Annotated in this window: 16 protein-coding genes; 7 read left to right on the forward strand and 9 right to left on the reverse strand. The window is 67.5% G+C overall.

The genetic code is table 11. From position 1 onward, the window contains the following. Positions 1–56 precede the first annotated feature (56 nt). The 6 genes from H289_RS0108185 to H289_RS0108210 form a co-directional block, all read right to left on the reverse strand. Positions 57–3,545 (reverse strand): indolepyruvate ferredoxin oxidoreductase family protein, encoded by a 3,489-nt coding sequence (locus H289_RS0108185; RefSeq protein ID WP_020100287.1) that lies wholly within the window; start codon positions 3,543–3,545, stop codon positions 57–59. A gap of 163 nt (positions 3,546–3,708) precedes the next feature. Next, on the reverse strand, positions 3,709–4,191 hold the full coding sequence (locus tag H289_RS0108190) for an Lrp/AsnC family transcriptional regulator (protein WP_020100288.1): 483 nt from the start codon (positions 4,189–4,191) through the stop codon (positions 3,709–3,711). Positions 4,192–4,220: 29 nt separating this feature from the next. Then, positions 4,221–4,700 carry an OsmC family protein gene (locus H289_RS0108195; RefSeq protein WP_020100289.1) on the reverse strand — a complete coding sequence of 160 codons (480 nt, stop codon included), beginning with the start codon at positions 4,698–4,700 and terminating at the stop codon, positions 4,221–4,223. Between the two features lie 62 nt (positions 4,701–4,762). After that, positions 4,763–5,857: a hypothetical protein gene (locus H289_RS0108200; protein WP_020100290.1), complete on the reverse strand. Its 1,095-nt coding sequence runs from the start codon at positions 5,855–5,857 to the stop codon at positions 4,763–4,765. Between the two features lie 5 nt (positions 5,858–5,862). Then, positions 5,863–6,831 (reverse strand): PE-PPE domain-containing protein, encoded by a 969-nt coding sequence (locus tag H289_RS31750; RefSeq protein ID WP_020100291.1) that lies wholly within the window; start codon positions 6,829–6,831, stop codon positions 5,863–5,865. A 326-nt stretch (positions 6,832–7,157) separates the two neighbouring features. Continuing rightward, on the reverse strand, positions 7,158–7,631 hold the full coding sequence (locus tag H289_RS0108210) for a GtrA family protein (RefSeq protein WP_020100292.1): 474 nt from the start codon (positions 7,629–7,631) through the stop codon (positions 7,158–7,160). A 91-nt stretch (positions 7,632–7,722) separates the two neighbouring features. Between H289_RS0108210 and H289_RS30045 the strand changes: the two genes are divergently transcribed. From H289_RS30045 to H289_RS0108230, 4 genes are all read left to right on the forward strand, one after another. Continuing rightward, the gene (locus tag H289_RS30045) at positions 7,723–8,019 is read left to right on the forward strand and encodes a cadmium resistance transporter (protein WP_020100293.1); all 297 of its coding nucleotides are present in this window, start codon (positions 7,723–7,725) and stop codon (positions 8,017–8,019) included. Positions 8,020–8,026: 7 nt separating this feature from the next. Continuing rightward, positions 8,027–9,448: a WS/DGAT/MGAT family O-acyltransferase gene (locus H289_RS0108220; protein WP_020100294.1), complete on the forward strand. Its 1,422-nt coding sequence runs from the start codon at positions 8,027–8,029 to the stop codon at positions 9,446–9,448. A 193-nt stretch (positions 9,449–9,641) separates the two neighbouring features. Beyond that, complete coding sequence (locus H289_RS0108225) at positions 9,642–9,869, forward strand: hypothetical protein (protein ID WP_029118845.1); 228 nt, start codon at positions 9,642–9,644, stop codon at positions 9,867–9,869. Between the two features lie 7 nt (positions 9,870–9,876). Further along, a complete protein-coding gene (locus tag H289_RS0108230) occupies positions 9,877–10,305 on the forward strand; it encodes a QcrA and Rieske domain-containing protein (RefSeq protein WP_020100296.1) in 429 nt (142 codons plus the stop codon). 14 nt (positions 10,306–10,319) lie between these two features. Here the strand turns inward: H289_RS0108230 and H289_RS0108235 are convergent, their stop codons facing one another. Further along, positions 10,320–10,559 (reverse strand): hypothetical protein, encoded by a 240-nt coding sequence (locus H289_RS0108235; RefSeq protein WP_020100297.1) that lies wholly within the window; start codon positions 10,557–10,559, stop codon positions 10,320–10,322. Between the two features lie 161 nt (positions 10,560–10,720). On the opposite strand from H289_RS0108235, the gene H289_RS0108240 reads away from it, so the two are divergent. Both H289_RS0108240 and H289_RS0108245 read left to right on the forward strand, forming a co-directional pair. Further along, positions 10,721–11,455 (forward strand): cutinase family protein, encoded by a 735-nt coding sequence (locus H289_RS0108240; protein WP_020100298.1) that lies wholly within the window; start codon positions 10,721–10,723, stop codon positions 11,453–11,455. Positions 11,456–11,465: 10 nt separating this feature from the next. Then, positions 11,466–12,131: an alpha/beta fold hydrolase gene (locus H289_RS0108245; RefSeq protein ID WP_020100299.1), complete on the forward strand. Its 666-nt coding sequence runs from the start codon at positions 11,466–11,468 to the stop codon at positions 12,129–12,131. Positions 12,132–12,145: 14 nt separating this feature from the next. Here the strand turns inward: H289_RS0108245 and H289_RS0108250 are convergent, their stop codons facing one another. Together H289_RS0108250 and H289_RS0108255 are read right to left on the reverse strand one after the other, a co-directional pair. After that, positions 12,146–13,363 carry an RNA polymerase sigma factor gene (locus H289_RS0108250; RefSeq protein ID WP_020100300.1) on the reverse strand — a complete coding sequence of 406 codons (1,218 nt, stop codon included), beginning with the start codon at positions 13,361–13,363 and terminating at the stop codon, positions 12,146–12,148. A 17-nt stretch (positions 13,364–13,380) separates the two neighbouring features. Then, positions 13,381–13,734, reverse strand: coding sequence for a YciI family protein (locus tag H289_RS0108255; protein WP_036420360.1), 354 nt, complete (start codon positions 13,732–13,734; stop codon positions 13,381–13,383). A 169-nt stretch (positions 13,735–13,903) separates the two neighbouring features. Here H289_RS0108255 and H289_RS0108260 point away from each other — a divergent pair, with 169 nt between their 5' ends. After that, the gene (locus H289_RS0108260) at positions 13,904–14,386 is read left to right on the forward strand and encodes a DinB family protein (RefSeq protein ID WP_020100302.1); all 483 of its coding nucleotides are present in this window, start codon (positions 13,904–13,906) and stop codon (positions 14,384–14,386) included. The last annotated feature ends 2 nt before the right edge of the window (positions 14,387–14,388 follow it).

Below are 14,388 nucleotides of genomic sequence, written 5' to 3' on the forward strand. Positions count from 1 at the left end.
GGCATGGGTTGACGCTGCCGCAGGTGTGGCGGCAGGACAGCTGCGGTGGTGGCCGGTCAGGCCGGGATGCCGAGCTCGCGCAGGCGGGCCCAGTACAGTTCGACGTTGCCGAGTTTGATGTCCTCGTAGCCGCGGACGATGTCGGGCAGTCCGGCTGCCTCGACGGCGGTGGCGTAGTTGTCGACGGTCAGCTCGGCCGCCAGGCGCAGCACCATGGCCGTGTAGTGAGACAGCAACTCCCGCTCCACTTTCCGGACGTGGGCATAGCCGAACGGGTCCAGCTTGGTGCCGCGCAGTACCTTGGCCTTGGCCAGCATCTTCAGCGCCACATGCGATTTCGGCCCGAAACCGACCTTCTTCGTGCGGCCCATGGCGCGCAGGACGGGCGGATGCAGCTTGTAGGTGAGGTTCTCCCCACCGGGCACCTGCGCCTGCACGTCCGCCAGGAAGGCCGGATCGACCAGCAGCCGGGCGACCTCGTACTCGTCCTTGTAGGCCGTGAACTTGTGCAGCCCGCGGGCGACGGCCTCGCTGAACGCCGTGTTGCCGGTGATGGTGCGCTCGGACTGCCATACGGCCTGGACCGTTTCGACGTAGCGCCGCGCGACCTTCGCGCTCTGGTAGCGGACCAGCTCACCGGCGCGCAGTTCGACCAGCCGGCGGACCTCACCGTCGAACGTGGTGCTGGCCAACAGCTCCGGGCTCGCCACGGCGGGCGCGGCCTTGGGCCGCACGGAGTCGACGGCGGCGGCGAACGCGGCCGGATCGGCGACCGCGACACGGCCCCAGCGGAACGCTGCCACGTTGGCGGCGACCGCGACACCGTTGATGCCGATGGCCTCTTCGATGCTCGCCTCGGGCAGGCGCAGGCCGCCGTTCTGGAAGGCGGCGCCGACGACCAGGAAGTTGGCCGCTGCGGTGTTGCCGAACAGGGCCTGTGCCGCGGCCAGTGCATCGAAATGAGTCAGCGTGCGGGTGGCGGCGGTCAGCCGGTCCAGCAGCAACTGCGTCTCCGGGTAGGCGACGGACTTGTCGTACACCATGTCGCCGGTCGGGGTCTGGCTCGTCGAGGCGACCGCGACGGTGCGTTCGGCACTGCCGTAGGCCAGGTTCCGGTTGTCGGTCGCGGTGAGCAGGTCGATCGCGATGATGCAGTCGGCGCTGCCCGAGGTGAGCCGGTTGGACGGCTCCAGGGCGGCTGTCGAGAACCGCAGGTGCGACACGACCGGTCCGGCCTTCTGGCTCAGGCCGATCTGGTCGAGGCTCTTCACTTCGTAACCGGCGCGCAGTGCGGCGGTCGCGAGCACCTGGTTGACCGTGACGATGCCGGTGCCACCGATGCCGGCGAGCAGGACGTTCTGGGTGCCGGTCGGGACACCGAACCCTGGATCCGCGACCCGCGGCGGCTCCGGCGCCTTGCGCCGGGATGCCTTGCGGCCCTTCTTGTCCGGGGTCAGCTCGACCGTGACGAACGACGGGCAGTCGCCGTCGAGGCACGTGTAGTCGGTGTTGCACGACGTCTGGTCGATGCGGGTCTTGCGGCCGAATTCGGTGTCGACCGGCTGTACGGACAGGCAGTTCGACTTGGTGCCGCAGTCGCCGCATCCCTCGCAGACGGCTTCGTTGATCACCACGCGGGTGTTGCGGGTGGGCAGTGTGCCGCGCTTGCGCTGACGGCGGGCGTCGGCGGCGCAGTGCTGGTCGTAGATGAGCACGGTGACGCCCGGGATGTCCCGCAGCACCTTCTGCGCCTCGTCGAGCCGGTCGCGGTGCCACAACAGCGTGCCCTTGGCGAGGGCTTTCTTGTTGTGCCGCTTGGGTTCGTCGGCGCAGATGATGATCTGCTTGACGCCTTCGGCCGTCAGTTTGTGGGTGAGGCCCGCCACGACCAGGCCGCCTTCGACGTCCTGCGCGCCGGTCATGGCGACGACCTCGTTGTAGAGCAGCTTGTAGGTGATGTTGACCCCGGCCGCGATGCAGGCCTGCACCGCGAGCTGTCCGGAGTGGAAGAACGTGCCGTCGCCGACGTTCTGGAACAGGTGCGGCACGTCGGTGAACGGCGCCTGCCCGATCCACTGGCTGCCCTCGCCGCCCATCTGCGTCAGACCCACCACGGCGCTGTCACTGCGGCCGGACATGGTGACCAGGGTGTGGCAGCCGATGCCGCCGCCGCCGATGGAGCCTTCCGGGATCGCGGTGGAACGGTTGTGCGGGCAGCCGCTGCAGAAGTAGGCGGTTCGCTTGGCGGACAACACTTCCAGCGACAGCGGTGGGGGCGGGGTGCGCTTGAGCTCGACGTGATCGCGCAGCACCCGGCGCAGCGGGGCGAGCAGGCGCGCGGCGGTCAACTCGCCGCCGAGGGGGAACAGCGGCGCACCGGCCGCGTCGTGCTTGCCGACGATCTGCGGGGCATCGGCGGTGCCGTAGAGGATTTCACGGACCTGGGTTTCGATGAACGCCGTCTTGTCCTCGACGACGATCACCTGCTCGAGACCGCGCGCGAACGTCCGGACAGACTCCTGCCCGACGGGATACGGCATTCCGATGCGCAGCAGGCGGATTCCCGCGCGGTGCAGTGCCGCGTCGTCGACGCCGAGGTCGAGCAGCGCCTGGCGGACGGCGTCGAAGGTGGTGCCGGTGGCGGCGATGCCGACCTTGGCGCGCACCGGATCCACCTCGAGTACGTCCAGCTGGTTGATGTCACCGAAGGCACGGACGGTCGCCCAGCGCGGACCGTAGAGGTCGGCCTCGGCGAGCAGGCTGTCGGCCGGGGCGGCCATCGGCCGCTGGACGTAGGTGAACGGCTTTCCGTCCCAGAGGATTTCGGGTGCGGTGATCGCGAAGTCGGCGACGTCGGCATCGACCGTCCAGGCGCCGTCGGCCACGTCGGCGACAATCTTCATCGCCACGACGCAACCCGAGGCCCGCGACAGCGCGACACCCTGCATGCCCATCGTGATGATCTCTTCGGCGTTGCGCGGGAACAGGACCGGGATACCGAGGGCCGCGAGGGACCGCTCGCTCACGGCGGGCACGGTCGAGGATTTGGAGGCCGGGTCGTCGCCGACCAGCAGCAGCACGCCGCCGCGAGGGTTGACGCCGTACATGTTGGCGTGGCGCAGCGCGTCCGTCGCGCGGTCGACGCCGGGCCCCTTGCCGTACCAGACGCCGATGACGCCGTCGTGGGTTGCCTTGCCGGCAGGCAGGTCGGTCTGGCTGCCCCAGACCGCGGTGGCGGCGAGTTCCTCGTTGAACCCGGGGGTGAAGACGACGTCGTGCTCGGTCAGGACGCTCGGCATGCCCAGCAGCATCTTGTCGACGCCGCCGAGGGGGCTGCCCTGGTAGCCGGAGACGAACGTCGCGACGCGGCGGCCGGCGCGCAGGTCGCGGACGTGCTGCTCGACCATCATCCGCGCGATGGCCTGCACGCCGGTGAGCAGAACCGGGCCGGCGCCGGCGCGGTACCGGTCTTGAAGATAGTAGGGGGCGCCGGGCGCGGCCGGACTGGTCGCGGCGAGTTCGGATCGGGACAGAACACTGGTCACTGACAACCTCCACACTTCCCACAACCCAGATCGTGAGCTGCAAAGCGAGAACTAACTGCAATCGGTGCAGCGAAATCTGCCGTGGAGTGTGTTCTGCGTCAACAGTCGGCGAAAATATTGATCAGACTGCTCAATTGTGACGTGGCGCACTGTGACGCACGCATCATTTTGCTCGACGCCCCGTCACGTACTGCACAAGGGGGAGTGATCGGTATTCGACCGGAGTGGCCATCGCCAGCATGGTCTCGGAGTGCTTGACCCCGTCGATCCGGTGCACTCGCTGAATGACGCTGAGCAGTTCTTCCTGTGTCTGGGCGGCGATCCGGACCAGCAGATCCGCCCGCCCCGTCGTCGCGTGGACTTCCAGCACGTGCGGGACATCCCGCAGCGCCTCGATGATGGCGTCCATCTTGGTCTGGTCGGTCTCGATGAAGACCAGCGCGTGCACGGCGAAGCCGAGTTCGGACAGGTTGATGTTCGGCGGGTAGCCGCGAACGAGGCCGGATTCCTCGAGCCGCTTCATGCGCGCCTGCACGGTGTTGCGGGCGACCTTCAGCCGCGACGCCAGTTCAAGGATCGGGGTGCGCGGGTCGGTCGCCAGCGCCGACAGCAGCGCGGAATCGAGTGCGTCGATCTTGATGGCCATGCGGCATTTTCCCACGGGGTCACCGTGGGTCACGCCGATTCGGCGACGCTCACCTGCGCTTCGCACCGGACGTCGAAGTTGACGGAATTGGCGATGAAACACAGATGATGTGCCCGCTCGTGGACGCTCGTGAGGGCCTCGCGGTGCCGGTCGTCGGTGATCTCGACGACCGGGCGCAGTACCACCTCGGTGAAATGCCCACCGCCGTCCGGGGTTTGGGTCATGGTCCCCGACGGGTGATCGGAGTAACCGGTCACCACGATGCCCTCTTGCGAACACAGGGCCAGCACCCACAGCATGTGGCACTGCGACAGCGAGACCACGAGCAGTTCCTCGGGGTTCCAGCGCTGCGGGTCGCCGCGGAACGACGGATCAGCGCTGCCGAGGATCGTCGGTTTGCCATCCGCGGTCACATCGTGCGCGCGGTCGTACTCGCGGTAGCCCGAGGTTCCGGTGCCGGTGTTGCCGGTCCACGTCACGTCGAGTTCGTAGTGGTGCGTCTTCGCCATGGCGGGCGTCCCCTTCGTCGGTGCGGTCGCGTACCTCCGTTCTAGCGCACGCGCACCGACGCTCAGTGCTTACGGCTCCCGCGGTCGCCCTTCTCCTTGGACGCTTTGGAGGTGTCTGCCTTGGCCGTGTCCGCCTTGCCCGTGTCTGCTTTGGCCGACGAGTCGTCGCTCTTGGCCGCGCGCTTGGACTTCTTGGTGGGCGCGGCCGGCTTGGCATCCTGCGGGTCGGCGGCAGCCGTCGACTGGTCCGCGTCGGACGGCTTCGACTTGGCCGGTGTGGCAGCCGATTTGGGTGCCGTGGCGTGGTCACCTGGCTTCTTGGCTGCCGATTTGCGCTCGGAGGCGGGCGACTCTTCCTGCTTCTCTTGGGATTTGGTGCCCTTTGTCAGGGCCCGAGTGACACCAGCCGTTGGCTTCGCGGCCGTTTGCGCCGCGGTGGCGGTCGATTGGGTGGTCGACTCGGCGGTCGTACCGGTCGAAGCCGCGGCGGCCGGCCGTGGCGCGTGGGTGAGGACGTTGGCCAGGCTCTGAACCGACGACACGACGTTGGCAACCGCCGTCAACGGGTTCTGCCCGCTGAGCACGGTGCCGACTCCCGTGGTCGAGAGCGTGGCGACGGCGTAGTAGACGCCGACCGCTGCCCGCAGCACCCTGACGACATAGATCACCGGGGTCAGCGGTGCGAGGTGGGGCGCCAGCGTGGCCGTCACGGTCCGCGTGGCGCCGGCCGCGGCGGCGCCTGCCGACCCGATTCCGCTGACCAGCTGCTTCACCTGAGGTGAGGACGATGCGCCGGGGAACGCGGTGACCGCGCTGACCAGACTCTGCAGGTGCGCCGCCGTCGACGTCACCTTCTCCACGGCCTCGTACTGGCCGGTGCTGGAGTCGACCTGTGCGCTCAGCACCAGCAGCGGGAAGTCCGGTGTCTGCCAGTAGATCACGTCGGAGGCGACGGCCTGGGCCGCACCGCCGACGTTGCCGACGTACCGAATCGGGTTGAAGGCGGCGTCGACGGCCGCCGCCGTCAGCGCGTACCGGTACTCGGCGCTGTGCACCGGCGTCGGCTGCGTCGTCGGGAGAACCGGCGCGGCACTGGTGACCACGACGGCTGCCGAGCACATCACCGACAGCGTCACGGTCTGCGTCTTGACCCACATGCGAATTACCTCCTCGATTCCCCGCCATGGCGAGTTTTCCGAAAACCGAACCCCCGCTTAGGCTTCGGCGCCTTCTCTTTGTCTTCCCTCGCAGCCGACGCGTCCGCGCTCTGGGGTGGCGCCGGCTTGGCCCTGCCCAGAGCCTTTGCAGCCAGGGCGACGATCGACGGCCGGGCCGCGGGTTCGCGCGGTGCGACCTGCGGGCGGCGGACGTAGGCCCGATCGATCTGCGGTCGGAGCAGGGCGTCGATGAGGGACGTGTTCAGCCCGGCATCACGCAACGGTTGTGTGAGTGGCAATCGCCGGGTGGGCACCACGTAATGCGTGGTGGTGCCGCCGGCGGCATTGGTGCGGACGGTCGTGAGCGTTCCCGGTGTCGCCGGGTTGGCGGCCGACCCGTAGTCGGTGTGCACGAATCCGATTCCCATGACGGCGTTGAGGACAGCCAAACGCGTCGGCTTGTCCGGCCAATCCGAGAAGCCGTCGTACTCGCGGACGATTTCGGTGGTGGGGTATGCGCTTGCCCTTGGCACGTTCGGTGCGAACAGTTGCAGTGCCGGATTCTTGGTCGTGATGCCGCCTGTGGTGTTCTGCGGGTCACCGAAGGTCACGAACTGGAGATTGTCTGCACGACGACGGCTGAACGAATCCTGCAGCGAGCGCGAAAGTTTCACATAGTTCAGGACGATGGCGCCCTGGCTCAGGCCGGCGAGGGTGACGTCGGCGCCGTCGGGGACCGTGGCGAGGGTCGCGTTCACCTTGGTGGTACCGATGACGGCGTCAGCTCCGAACAACAGGCCGGCGGGGTAGCCGATGCCATGGATGGTGCCGCTGGAATCCAGATATCCGTCGGCCAACCCGAGGGCCTCGCGTGAGGTGGGTGAGACGTCGCACAGGCACGTGCCCTGCAGATAGAAGGTGACGTCGGGGCTTTCAACCGATGCCGCCGCCGACGGCTGCACACTGATCGCCACGCAGAGTGCGACAACGAAACCTGTTGCACTGCAGCGGTTCAAACCGGCCACGGGGCAGTTCCAATCTGTGCACGAGGAGGGGATTGCGGTTGATACGCAGCGCGCGACCATTCGGGCGACGATGTCGCCCGTGGTGACGTACGTGGAATCTCGCTGATGAGTCAGCGGCGGTGATGGCGGCGTGGAGCGAATGATTCTCGCCGGCGCGTCTGATGTGCCCTGCCGTCCCCGACTACCCCCGTTTGGTACCTCAGTACAACTTGACCAGGCGAAATTAACACCGCTGCAGCATCTTTGCATGCCATGAGACGCAGGTCACCGCAAGGTCAGCGCCGGAACACCACCCAGCGCATCGCCGCGTACATGTAGACCGCCTCGCAGGCGCCCGCGGCCATCCGGGCGACGTGGTACTCGACGCCGAGCGCCGACAATCCGGTCGACACCCCCAGGATGAACGCCAGGTAGTTGACGGCGACCACGACGACGTAGACGGCCAACTGCGGACCGACCGCGCCGTGCGAACTGAAGTTGAAGATCCGGTTCAGCACGTAACTGAGCCCGAACGCGCAGACGTACGACACCGTGACCGCCACCGCCAGTGGCAGCCCCAGCCCGTCGCGCAGTCCGGTGAGCAACAACAGGTCGATCGCGAACGTGCAGCCGTTGATTAGGGCGAAGCCCAGGAACGTCGGAGCGACAACCGTTTTGAGTCCGAAGGGCAGCCGGCTGACGGCCAGTTCGCAGCCCCGGTGGAATCGGTCGACGGCGCGCTGCAGGCCACTCGCCGAGTCGACGGTCACGCGGGCACTGTGTCATGGGCCGGCATCGGCCAGGTAGCCGCGAGACGAACTCTGCGCTGCGGACCGGCGGCGTCCCGTATCGTCCACCGCGATGAGCGTCACCACCATCTCGTCGGCGGTCGCGACGTTCGCGGTCACCAACATCGACGACCTCGTGGTACTCGCAGTGTTCTTCGGCCAGGCGCGCGGTCACCGCAGTGCGGCGACGAGGGTCATCGCGGGGCAGTATCTGGGCTTCGTCGCCATCGTGGTGGTATCGATATGCGCCGCGCTTCTCGGTGCGGCATTGCTTCCGGCCGCCGTGCTGCCGTACCTCGGGCTGCTGCCGATGGTCCTGATTGCGGTCGGGACCACGATCCTCGTCGAAGGCGCCGTCTTCGCGCGGTGACCGCAGTATGTTCACCCGGGTGACCAGCAAACGACTGTCGCCGCTCGATTCGATGTTCCTGGCGGCCGAATCTCCCGAGACGATGATGCACGTGGCGGGACTCATGCAGTTCCGCCCGACGTCGGGCGACGCTGGGGACATCCTGGATCAACTGCGCGACGAGATCTACGGGTCGAACGAGATCGAGCCGCCGTGGAACATGAAACTGCAGACGCCGTGGTTCCTGCTCAATCCGCTGCAGCGGTGGGTCGAGGACCCGAAGTTCGACGTCATGTATCACGTACGGCGGTCCGCGTTGCCGCGTCCCGGCGACCAGCGCGAGTTGGGAATCCTGATCTCCCGCTTGCATGCTCGGCAACTGGACCTGACGCGACCGCCCTGGGAGCTGCACATCATCGAGGGCCTCGACGACGGCAACGTCGCGTTGTACGTGAAGATGCACCACTCGCTCGTCGACGGCTACACGGCGATGAAGACGCTCATCCGGTCGATGTCGACCGACCCCTCCGATACCGACACCCCGTTGTTCTTCCGGAACCCGGTGCCGAAGCGGGAGCGCAAGAAAGACGAGAAGGACAGCAGCCTCATTCCCGACATCGGTGGGCTGCTGCGATCCATCACCTCGGAGTTGTCGACCGTCATCGATCTGCCTGCCGCGTTCGCCAAGCTGGCCATGACCGCGGTGAGCAGGAGTAATCCGCTCGTCGGACCGGGGCAGGCGCCGCACACCATTTTCAACGGTCGCATCGGCCGGAGCCGGCGGTTCGCCACGCAGCAGTACGACATCGCGCGCTTGCGGGCCGTCGCCGATGCGGCCGGCGCGACCCTCAACGACGTCGCGCTCGCGATCTGTGGCGGCGGACTGCGCGACTATCTCCTCGGACTCGACGCCCTGCCCGACAAGTCGCTGATCGCCATGTTGCCGGTCAACATTCGGCCGAAAGACGATCCCGGCGGCGGCAATGCCGTGGGCGCCATTCTCGCGACCCTCGGTACCGACCTCGCCGACGCCCGCGAGCGGATCGAGGCCATCAGCGCGTCGACGAAGGCGGCCAAAGATCAGCTGTCGGGGATGACCAGTACGGCGATCCTCGCCTATACGGCGGCGCTGATGGCGCCGTTCCTCGTGCAGACCGGGGCTGCGACAGTGGGTGCCCCCAAGGTGGCCCCGGCGTCCTACAACGTCATCTTGTCGAACGTCCCCGGACCCGACTACCCGCTGTACTTCCGCGGCAACGAGCTGGTGTCCACCTATCCGGTGTCGATTCCCGTCCATGGTGTCGGCCTGAACATCACGTGTCAAAGCTATTCGGGCACATTGAATTTCGGCTTCACCGGCTGCCGCGACTCGATGCCGCACATGCAGAAGCTGGCCATCAAGACCGGTGCGGCATTGGTGGCGCTGGAGCAGGCCTACGGTCTGCTGTGAAAACAGTGTGTAAACGCAATTGACTCAAGTGCAGGAACGAACCATCACAGCAGCCTCAAGGGTGCTACCTTCACCGGACCAGATAGCGCCGGAGAGTGGGTATGAAATGAGTGCAACGACGACGCGATTCGCTCGCATGTCAATGGGGGCAGCAACGTTCGGCGTTGCATCAGCGGTGGCTGCATTGATCAGCATGCCGATCGCGCACGCTGACGAACTCCAGTGCTCGGACGGCCTGGTCGCCTCCGAAGGCACCTGCGTGCCGCCGGCCGACGGCCCCGCGGCCCCGGAAGCGGCGCAGGGACCGTTCAACGCTCCTGAGTCGTCGCTCGACGACCCCAGCTTGTTCACGCCGCCCTACCAGTTGACCGAGGACGAAGTGGCCTCGCCCGGGTACAACGCCGGAGGCGGCCGGCGGTAAGCCGGCCATGGCCGAAACCGGACACCCGAGCCGCCGGGGAGTACTCCTCGGCGCGGGTGCCGTCAGCGCCGGGATGGTGCTTGCCGCCTGCGGCGGGAAAGAGTCGCCGTCGTCGGGCAGCCAGTCCACGAGCACTGAGACCAAGGCCGCGTCCCCGTCGGTGAAGACAGCCGACGTCCCGGTGGGTGGGGGCGTGGTTCTCGCCGCGGCGAAGGTCGTCGTCACTCAGCCGAAGGCCGGTGAGTTCAAGGCGTTCACCGCGGTCTGTACCCACAAACAGTGCACGCTGTCGAAGGTCGCCGACGGCACCATCGACTGTCCTTGCCACGGAAGCAAATTCAGCGTCGTCGACGGCTCCGTCGTCACCGGGCCGGCGGACGAACCGCTGGCGCCGAAGACGGTGACGGTCGCCGGGGACACGCTGACCGTCGGCTGACCTCGGCCCCTCGGCTACACCGAACCGTCGCATCCGCGGACGCCGCCGGCGGTCACCTTGGGTGCGGTGGAGCTGCCGCCACCGATCGAACTCGGCGCGGTGGTGTGCGACTGGACCGAGACGGTCGGCTTGGTCGGAGGTTCCGGCTGCGGATTGAACGCCTGGGCGGTGCCCGAAGCCAGTCCGAAACCGATCAGTGTCAGGCCGCCCGACAGCAGCGCCGTGCCCGCGGCCTTTTTGATGGTGGTGATCATGGTGTCTCCCTCTCGCTGGTTCGGCCTGCGTCGACCGTTGTGAGCAATGGTGAGATGCCGCCCTTGGTGGATTCTTGGCAGATTCCTGTGGCTCGCGGGTATCGCCCGCCATCTGCTGTGTGTCAGCATGGAAAGGCCGGTCGCAGTGAGCTGGAGCTGATATGGACATCATCAAGCTGTTCCACGCCAGGCGGTTACCCCACCTCGCCGGGGTCGCCACGGTCGTCGCTTCCGCTTTTGTGGGTGCTCCGGCGCCACCGGCGTCCGCCGAGCCCTGTCCCGATGTCGAGGTGGTGTTCGCCCGCGGCACCAGCGAGCCACCGGGTATCGGGATGGCCGGCCGCGCGCTCGTCGATGCGCTGCAGGCACAGGCAGGCAACAAGTCCGTCGCGGTGTATCCGGTGAACTATGCGGCCAGCAGCGATTTCGGGAACCGTCTGGACTTCGTGCAGAGCGTCGTCGACGGGGTCAAGGACGCCGCCACGCATGTCGAAGCGACCGCGGCGGCCTGCCCGCAGACCAGGATCGTCCTCGGCGGATATTCGCAGGGCGCGGTGGTGTCGGGGTTCACGACCGCGAACGCGCTCCCGAAGGAGATCCCGGCGGATTTGGCGGAGTACACCTGGTACGCGCCCAAGCCGATGCCGCCGGCAATCGCGAACCACGTTGCGGCGCTTGTGCTGTTCGGAAAGCCCTCGTCTCAGTTCATGGCGGACATCGGCGCGCCACCGATAGCCATCGGGCCCGCGTATGTGGCCAAGACGATCGAGCTGTGCGTGCCCGACGACACCATCTGCAACGGGGCGCCCGCCGCTGGGCCGTCGTTCGCGCACATCACGTACGGCTCGAACGGAATGGCTGACCAGGCCGCGACTTTCGTCGTCGGAAGGCTGTGACCGCGGCCTCATGACGACGTTCCTGCTCGTTCCGGGTGGTGGGTGCGATCCGTCGTACTGGCGATTTGTGTTGCGCGAGTTGGCTGTTCGTGGGCATCGCGGAATCGCGGTTGACCTGCCGTGCGACGATGATGCGGCCGATCTGAACACCTATGCCGACGTGGTCGCGGCACAACGACTCGATGACGGCGAACCTCCTGTGGTCGTGGCGCATTCATTCGGCGGCTTCACGGGAGCGCTGGCCTGTCCGCGGGTCGGTGCGGCGGAGTTGGTCTATGTCTCGGCGATGGTTCCGCGGCCGGGGGAGCGCCCCGGTGATTGGTGGAGCGCCACCGGATGTGTTGCCGCGCAACGGGAAGCGGCCGCAGTGGGTGGGTACGACATCGACGATGCCGTCGCGCTGTACTACAACGGCGTCGACCTCGCGGTGGTCGCGGAAGAGATCGAACGCGCGCAATCCGAGACCCCGTCGCTGAAACCGTGGCCGGCGGAAGCACTTCCGCAGGTTCCGACGCGGTTCATCCTCTTCCGCGACGACCGGTTCTTCCCCGAAGGATTCATGCGGCGCGTGGTCGCGGATCGTCTCGGCATCGAACCCGAGGTCATGCCCGGCGGCCACATGGCGATGCTGTCGCATCCGGTCGAACTCGTCGACCTGCTGACGAAATCGCGCTGACGGTCGGGATCCGGTCAACTGTCCAAGGCGTCGTGAGCGCGGCGCAGGTATGCCTCCTCGATGGGGTTCGCGGTCAGCGCGGCCGCGCGGCGGTAGGCCTCGGCCGCCTCGGCTGTGCGGCCGAGGCGAGACAGCAATGCGGCGCGGACCGCGTGGTAGACGTGGTAGCCGGCCAGATCGAGCGCTTCCACCAGGTCCAGCGCGGGCTGCGGGTCATGTACCTCGGCGACCGCCACGGCGCGATTGAGCGCGACAACGGGAGTCGGGGCAATGGCCATCAGCTGGTCGTACAGCGCGAGAATCTGGCGCCAGTCGGTGGCGGCGGCAGTCGGCGCGTCACTGTGCACGGCGTTGATGGCGGCCTGGATCTGATAGGGCCCGGGCTGGTTTCGGCGCAGGCATCGGCGCACCAACGCCTGCCCTTCTCCGATGAGGCCGCGGTCCCACTCACTGCGGTCCTGGTCGGTGAGCAGCACCAGATTGCCGTCCGCATCTGTCCGCGCCGTGCGTCGTGCATCGGTCAGCAGAATCAGCGCGAGCAGTCCCCATATCTCGGGCTCGTCCGGCATCAGCTCGGCCAGCAGCCGGCCGAGCCGAACCGCCTCGCCGGTGAGATCGGCCCGTACGAGATCGTCGCCCGAGCTGGCGGTGTGTCCCTCGTTGAAGATGAGGTACACCACGGCGAGTACCCCGTGCAGACGGTCGGGCAGGTCGCTGTCGTGCGGCACGCGGTAGGGGATGCGGGCATCGCGGATCTTGCGCTTGGCGCGGACCAGCCGTTGCGCGACAGTGGTTTCCGGGATCAGGAAGGCGCTGGCGATCGCTTTGGTGGATAGGCCGCCGAGCAGGCGGAGCGTCAGTGCGACCCGCGCATCAAGAGCGAGCGCCGGGTGACAGCACGTGAAGATCAGGCGGAGCCGGTCGTCGTGCACGGGGCCTTCTTCGGGCTGTTCGCCATCGGCCGCCGGGTAGAGCAGTGCCGCCTGGGCGTGTCGCTCGCCGCGGACGGATTCCCGGCGGAACCGGTCGACGATCGTGTGGGCGGCGGTGGTGATGATCCATCCGGCAGGGCTCGGCGGCGGGCCGGTCTGGGGCCAGCGATCGACCGCTTTGGTGAAGGCGTCCTGGACCGCCTCCTCGGCGAGGTCGATGTCACCGAATCGACGGACCAGGACGGCCACCGCCCGCCCGTACTCCCGCCGGAACACACCGGCGATCTCTACGGGCGCCATCTGCGGCACGGTTGTGTTCAGCTCCTCAGATCGCCCCGGAACGGGCGCACCTCGATGGGTAGGAGCCGCACGGCTTCCGCCTGCCTGCGCGCCCAGCCGAGCGCGGAATCCAGATCAGGCACGTCGATGATGGTGAATCCGCCCAGATGTTCCTTGCCCTCGACGTACGGGCCGTCCGTCGTCAGGACGGTGCCGTCGCTGACCCGCACGACGGTCGACGCATCGGGACCGTGCAAGCCGCCGGAGAACACCCACACGCCCGCCGCCTTCATATCGTGCTCGACCGCGTCCAGCGCATCCATGATCGGTCCCAGCACGTCCGGCGGTGGCGGATCGCCGACCGGCTGATGCATGGCGAGTAGGTAGTGCATGACCGTCACTCCTCGATCTGGGGGCGGCCGGTTGCCACCCTTCACCTTCTACACGAACGACTACCCCGGATTTCGACAGAAACGGGATTTTCCTCGGCGATCGGCAGAATGTCGGGATGGCCTGGCACCATCGAGAAGCGTGACTTCCGTGCAGCGGCCGGTGCCGCCCATGAATGCCGACGAGCGCACCACACTCGAGGGTTGGCTCGACTTCTACCGCGCGACGCTGGCGGCGAAATGCGAGGGCCTCGACGACGAGCAGCTGCGCACCGCGTCCGCACCGCCGTCTGAGCTGACGCTGCTGGGCTTGCTGCGGCACGCCGCGGAGGTGGAGCGCAACTGGTTCCGCCGGGTGCTCGCCGGTGAGCAGGCACCACCGATTTTCGGGCCCTCGGATCACCCCGAGGGCCACGACGGCGGGTTCGAGCTGTCACCGGAGTCGTCGTACCCGCTTGCGTTTCGCATCTGGCACGACGAGGTCGCCCATGCGCGTGCAAACTGTGCCGCGCGCCGGCTCGACGACACCAGCCCGTTCATGGGCGGCGAGGTGAGCCTGCGCTGGATCTACACGCACATGATCGCCGAGTACGCCCGCCACTGCGGGCACGCCGACGTCATCCGCGAACGGATCGATGGTGCAACCGGCGTCTGAAA

The sequence above is a fragment of the Mycobacterium sp. 360MFTsu5.1 genome, assembly GCF_000383495.1.
In the GTDB taxonomy this organism is placed as follows: Bacteria; Actinomycetota; Actinomycetes; order Mycobacteriales; family Mycobacteriaceae; genus Mycobacterium; species Mycobacterium mucogenicum_B.

What these genes read in the sequence shown, in the direction of transcription:
- H289_RS0108240 (WP_020100298.1), top strand. Translation starts at nt 10,721, where the DNA reads ATGGACATCATCAAGCTGTTCCACGCCAGGCGGTTACCCCACCTCGCC.
- H289_RS0108225 (WP_029118845.1), top strand. Translation starts at nt 9,642, where the DNA reads ATGCCGATCGCGCACGCTGACGAACTCCAGTGCTCGGACGGCCTGGTC.
- H289_RS0108235 (WP_020100297.1), bottom strand. Translation starts at nt 10,559, where the DNA reads ATGATCACCACCATCAAAAAGGCCGCGGGCACGGCGCTGCTGTCGGGC.
- H289_RS0108255 (WP_036420360.1), bottom strand. Translation starts at nt 13,734, where the DNA reads ATGCACTACCTACTCGCCATGCATCAGCCGGTCGGCGATCCGCCACCG.
- H289_RS0108190 (WP_020100288.1), bottom strand. Translation starts at nt 4,191, where the DNA reads ATGGCCATCAAGATCGACGCACTCGATTCCGCGCTGCTGTCGGCGCTG.
- H289_RS0108250 (WP_020100300.1), bottom strand. Translation starts at nt 13,363, where the DNA reads ATGGCGCCCGTAGAGATCGCCGGTGTGTTCCGGCGGGAGTACGGGCGG.
- H289_RS0108245 (WP_020100299.1), top strand. Translation starts at nt 11,466, where the DNA reads ATGACGACGTTCCTGCTCGTTCCGGGTGGTGGGTGCGATCCGTCGTAC.
- H289_RS0108230 (WP_020100296.1), top strand. Translation starts at nt 9,877, where the DNA reads ATGGCCGAAACCGGACACCCGAGCCGCCGGGGAGTACTCCTCGGCGCG.
- H289_RS30045 (WP_020100293.1), top strand. Translation starts at nt 7,723, where the DNA reads ATGAGCGTCACCACCATCTCGTCGGCGGTCGCGACGTTCGCGGTCACC.
- H289_RS0108195 (WP_020100289.1), bottom strand. Translation starts at nt 4,700, where the DNA reads ATGGCGAAGACGCACCACTACGAACTCGACGTGACGTGGACCGGCAAC.
- H289_RS0108260 (WP_020100302.1), top strand. Translation starts at nt 13,904, where the DNA reads ATGAATGCCGACGAGCGCACCACACTCGAGGGTTGGCTCGACTTCTAC.
- H289_RS0108220 (WP_020100294.1), top strand. Translation starts at nt 8,027, where the DNA reads ATGTTCACCCGGGTGACCAGCAAACGACTGTCGCCGCTCGATTCGATG.
- H289_RS0108200 (WP_020100290.1), bottom strand. Translation starts at nt 5,857, where the DNA reads ATGTGGGTCAAGACGCAGACCGTGACGCTGTCGGTGATGTGCTCGGCA.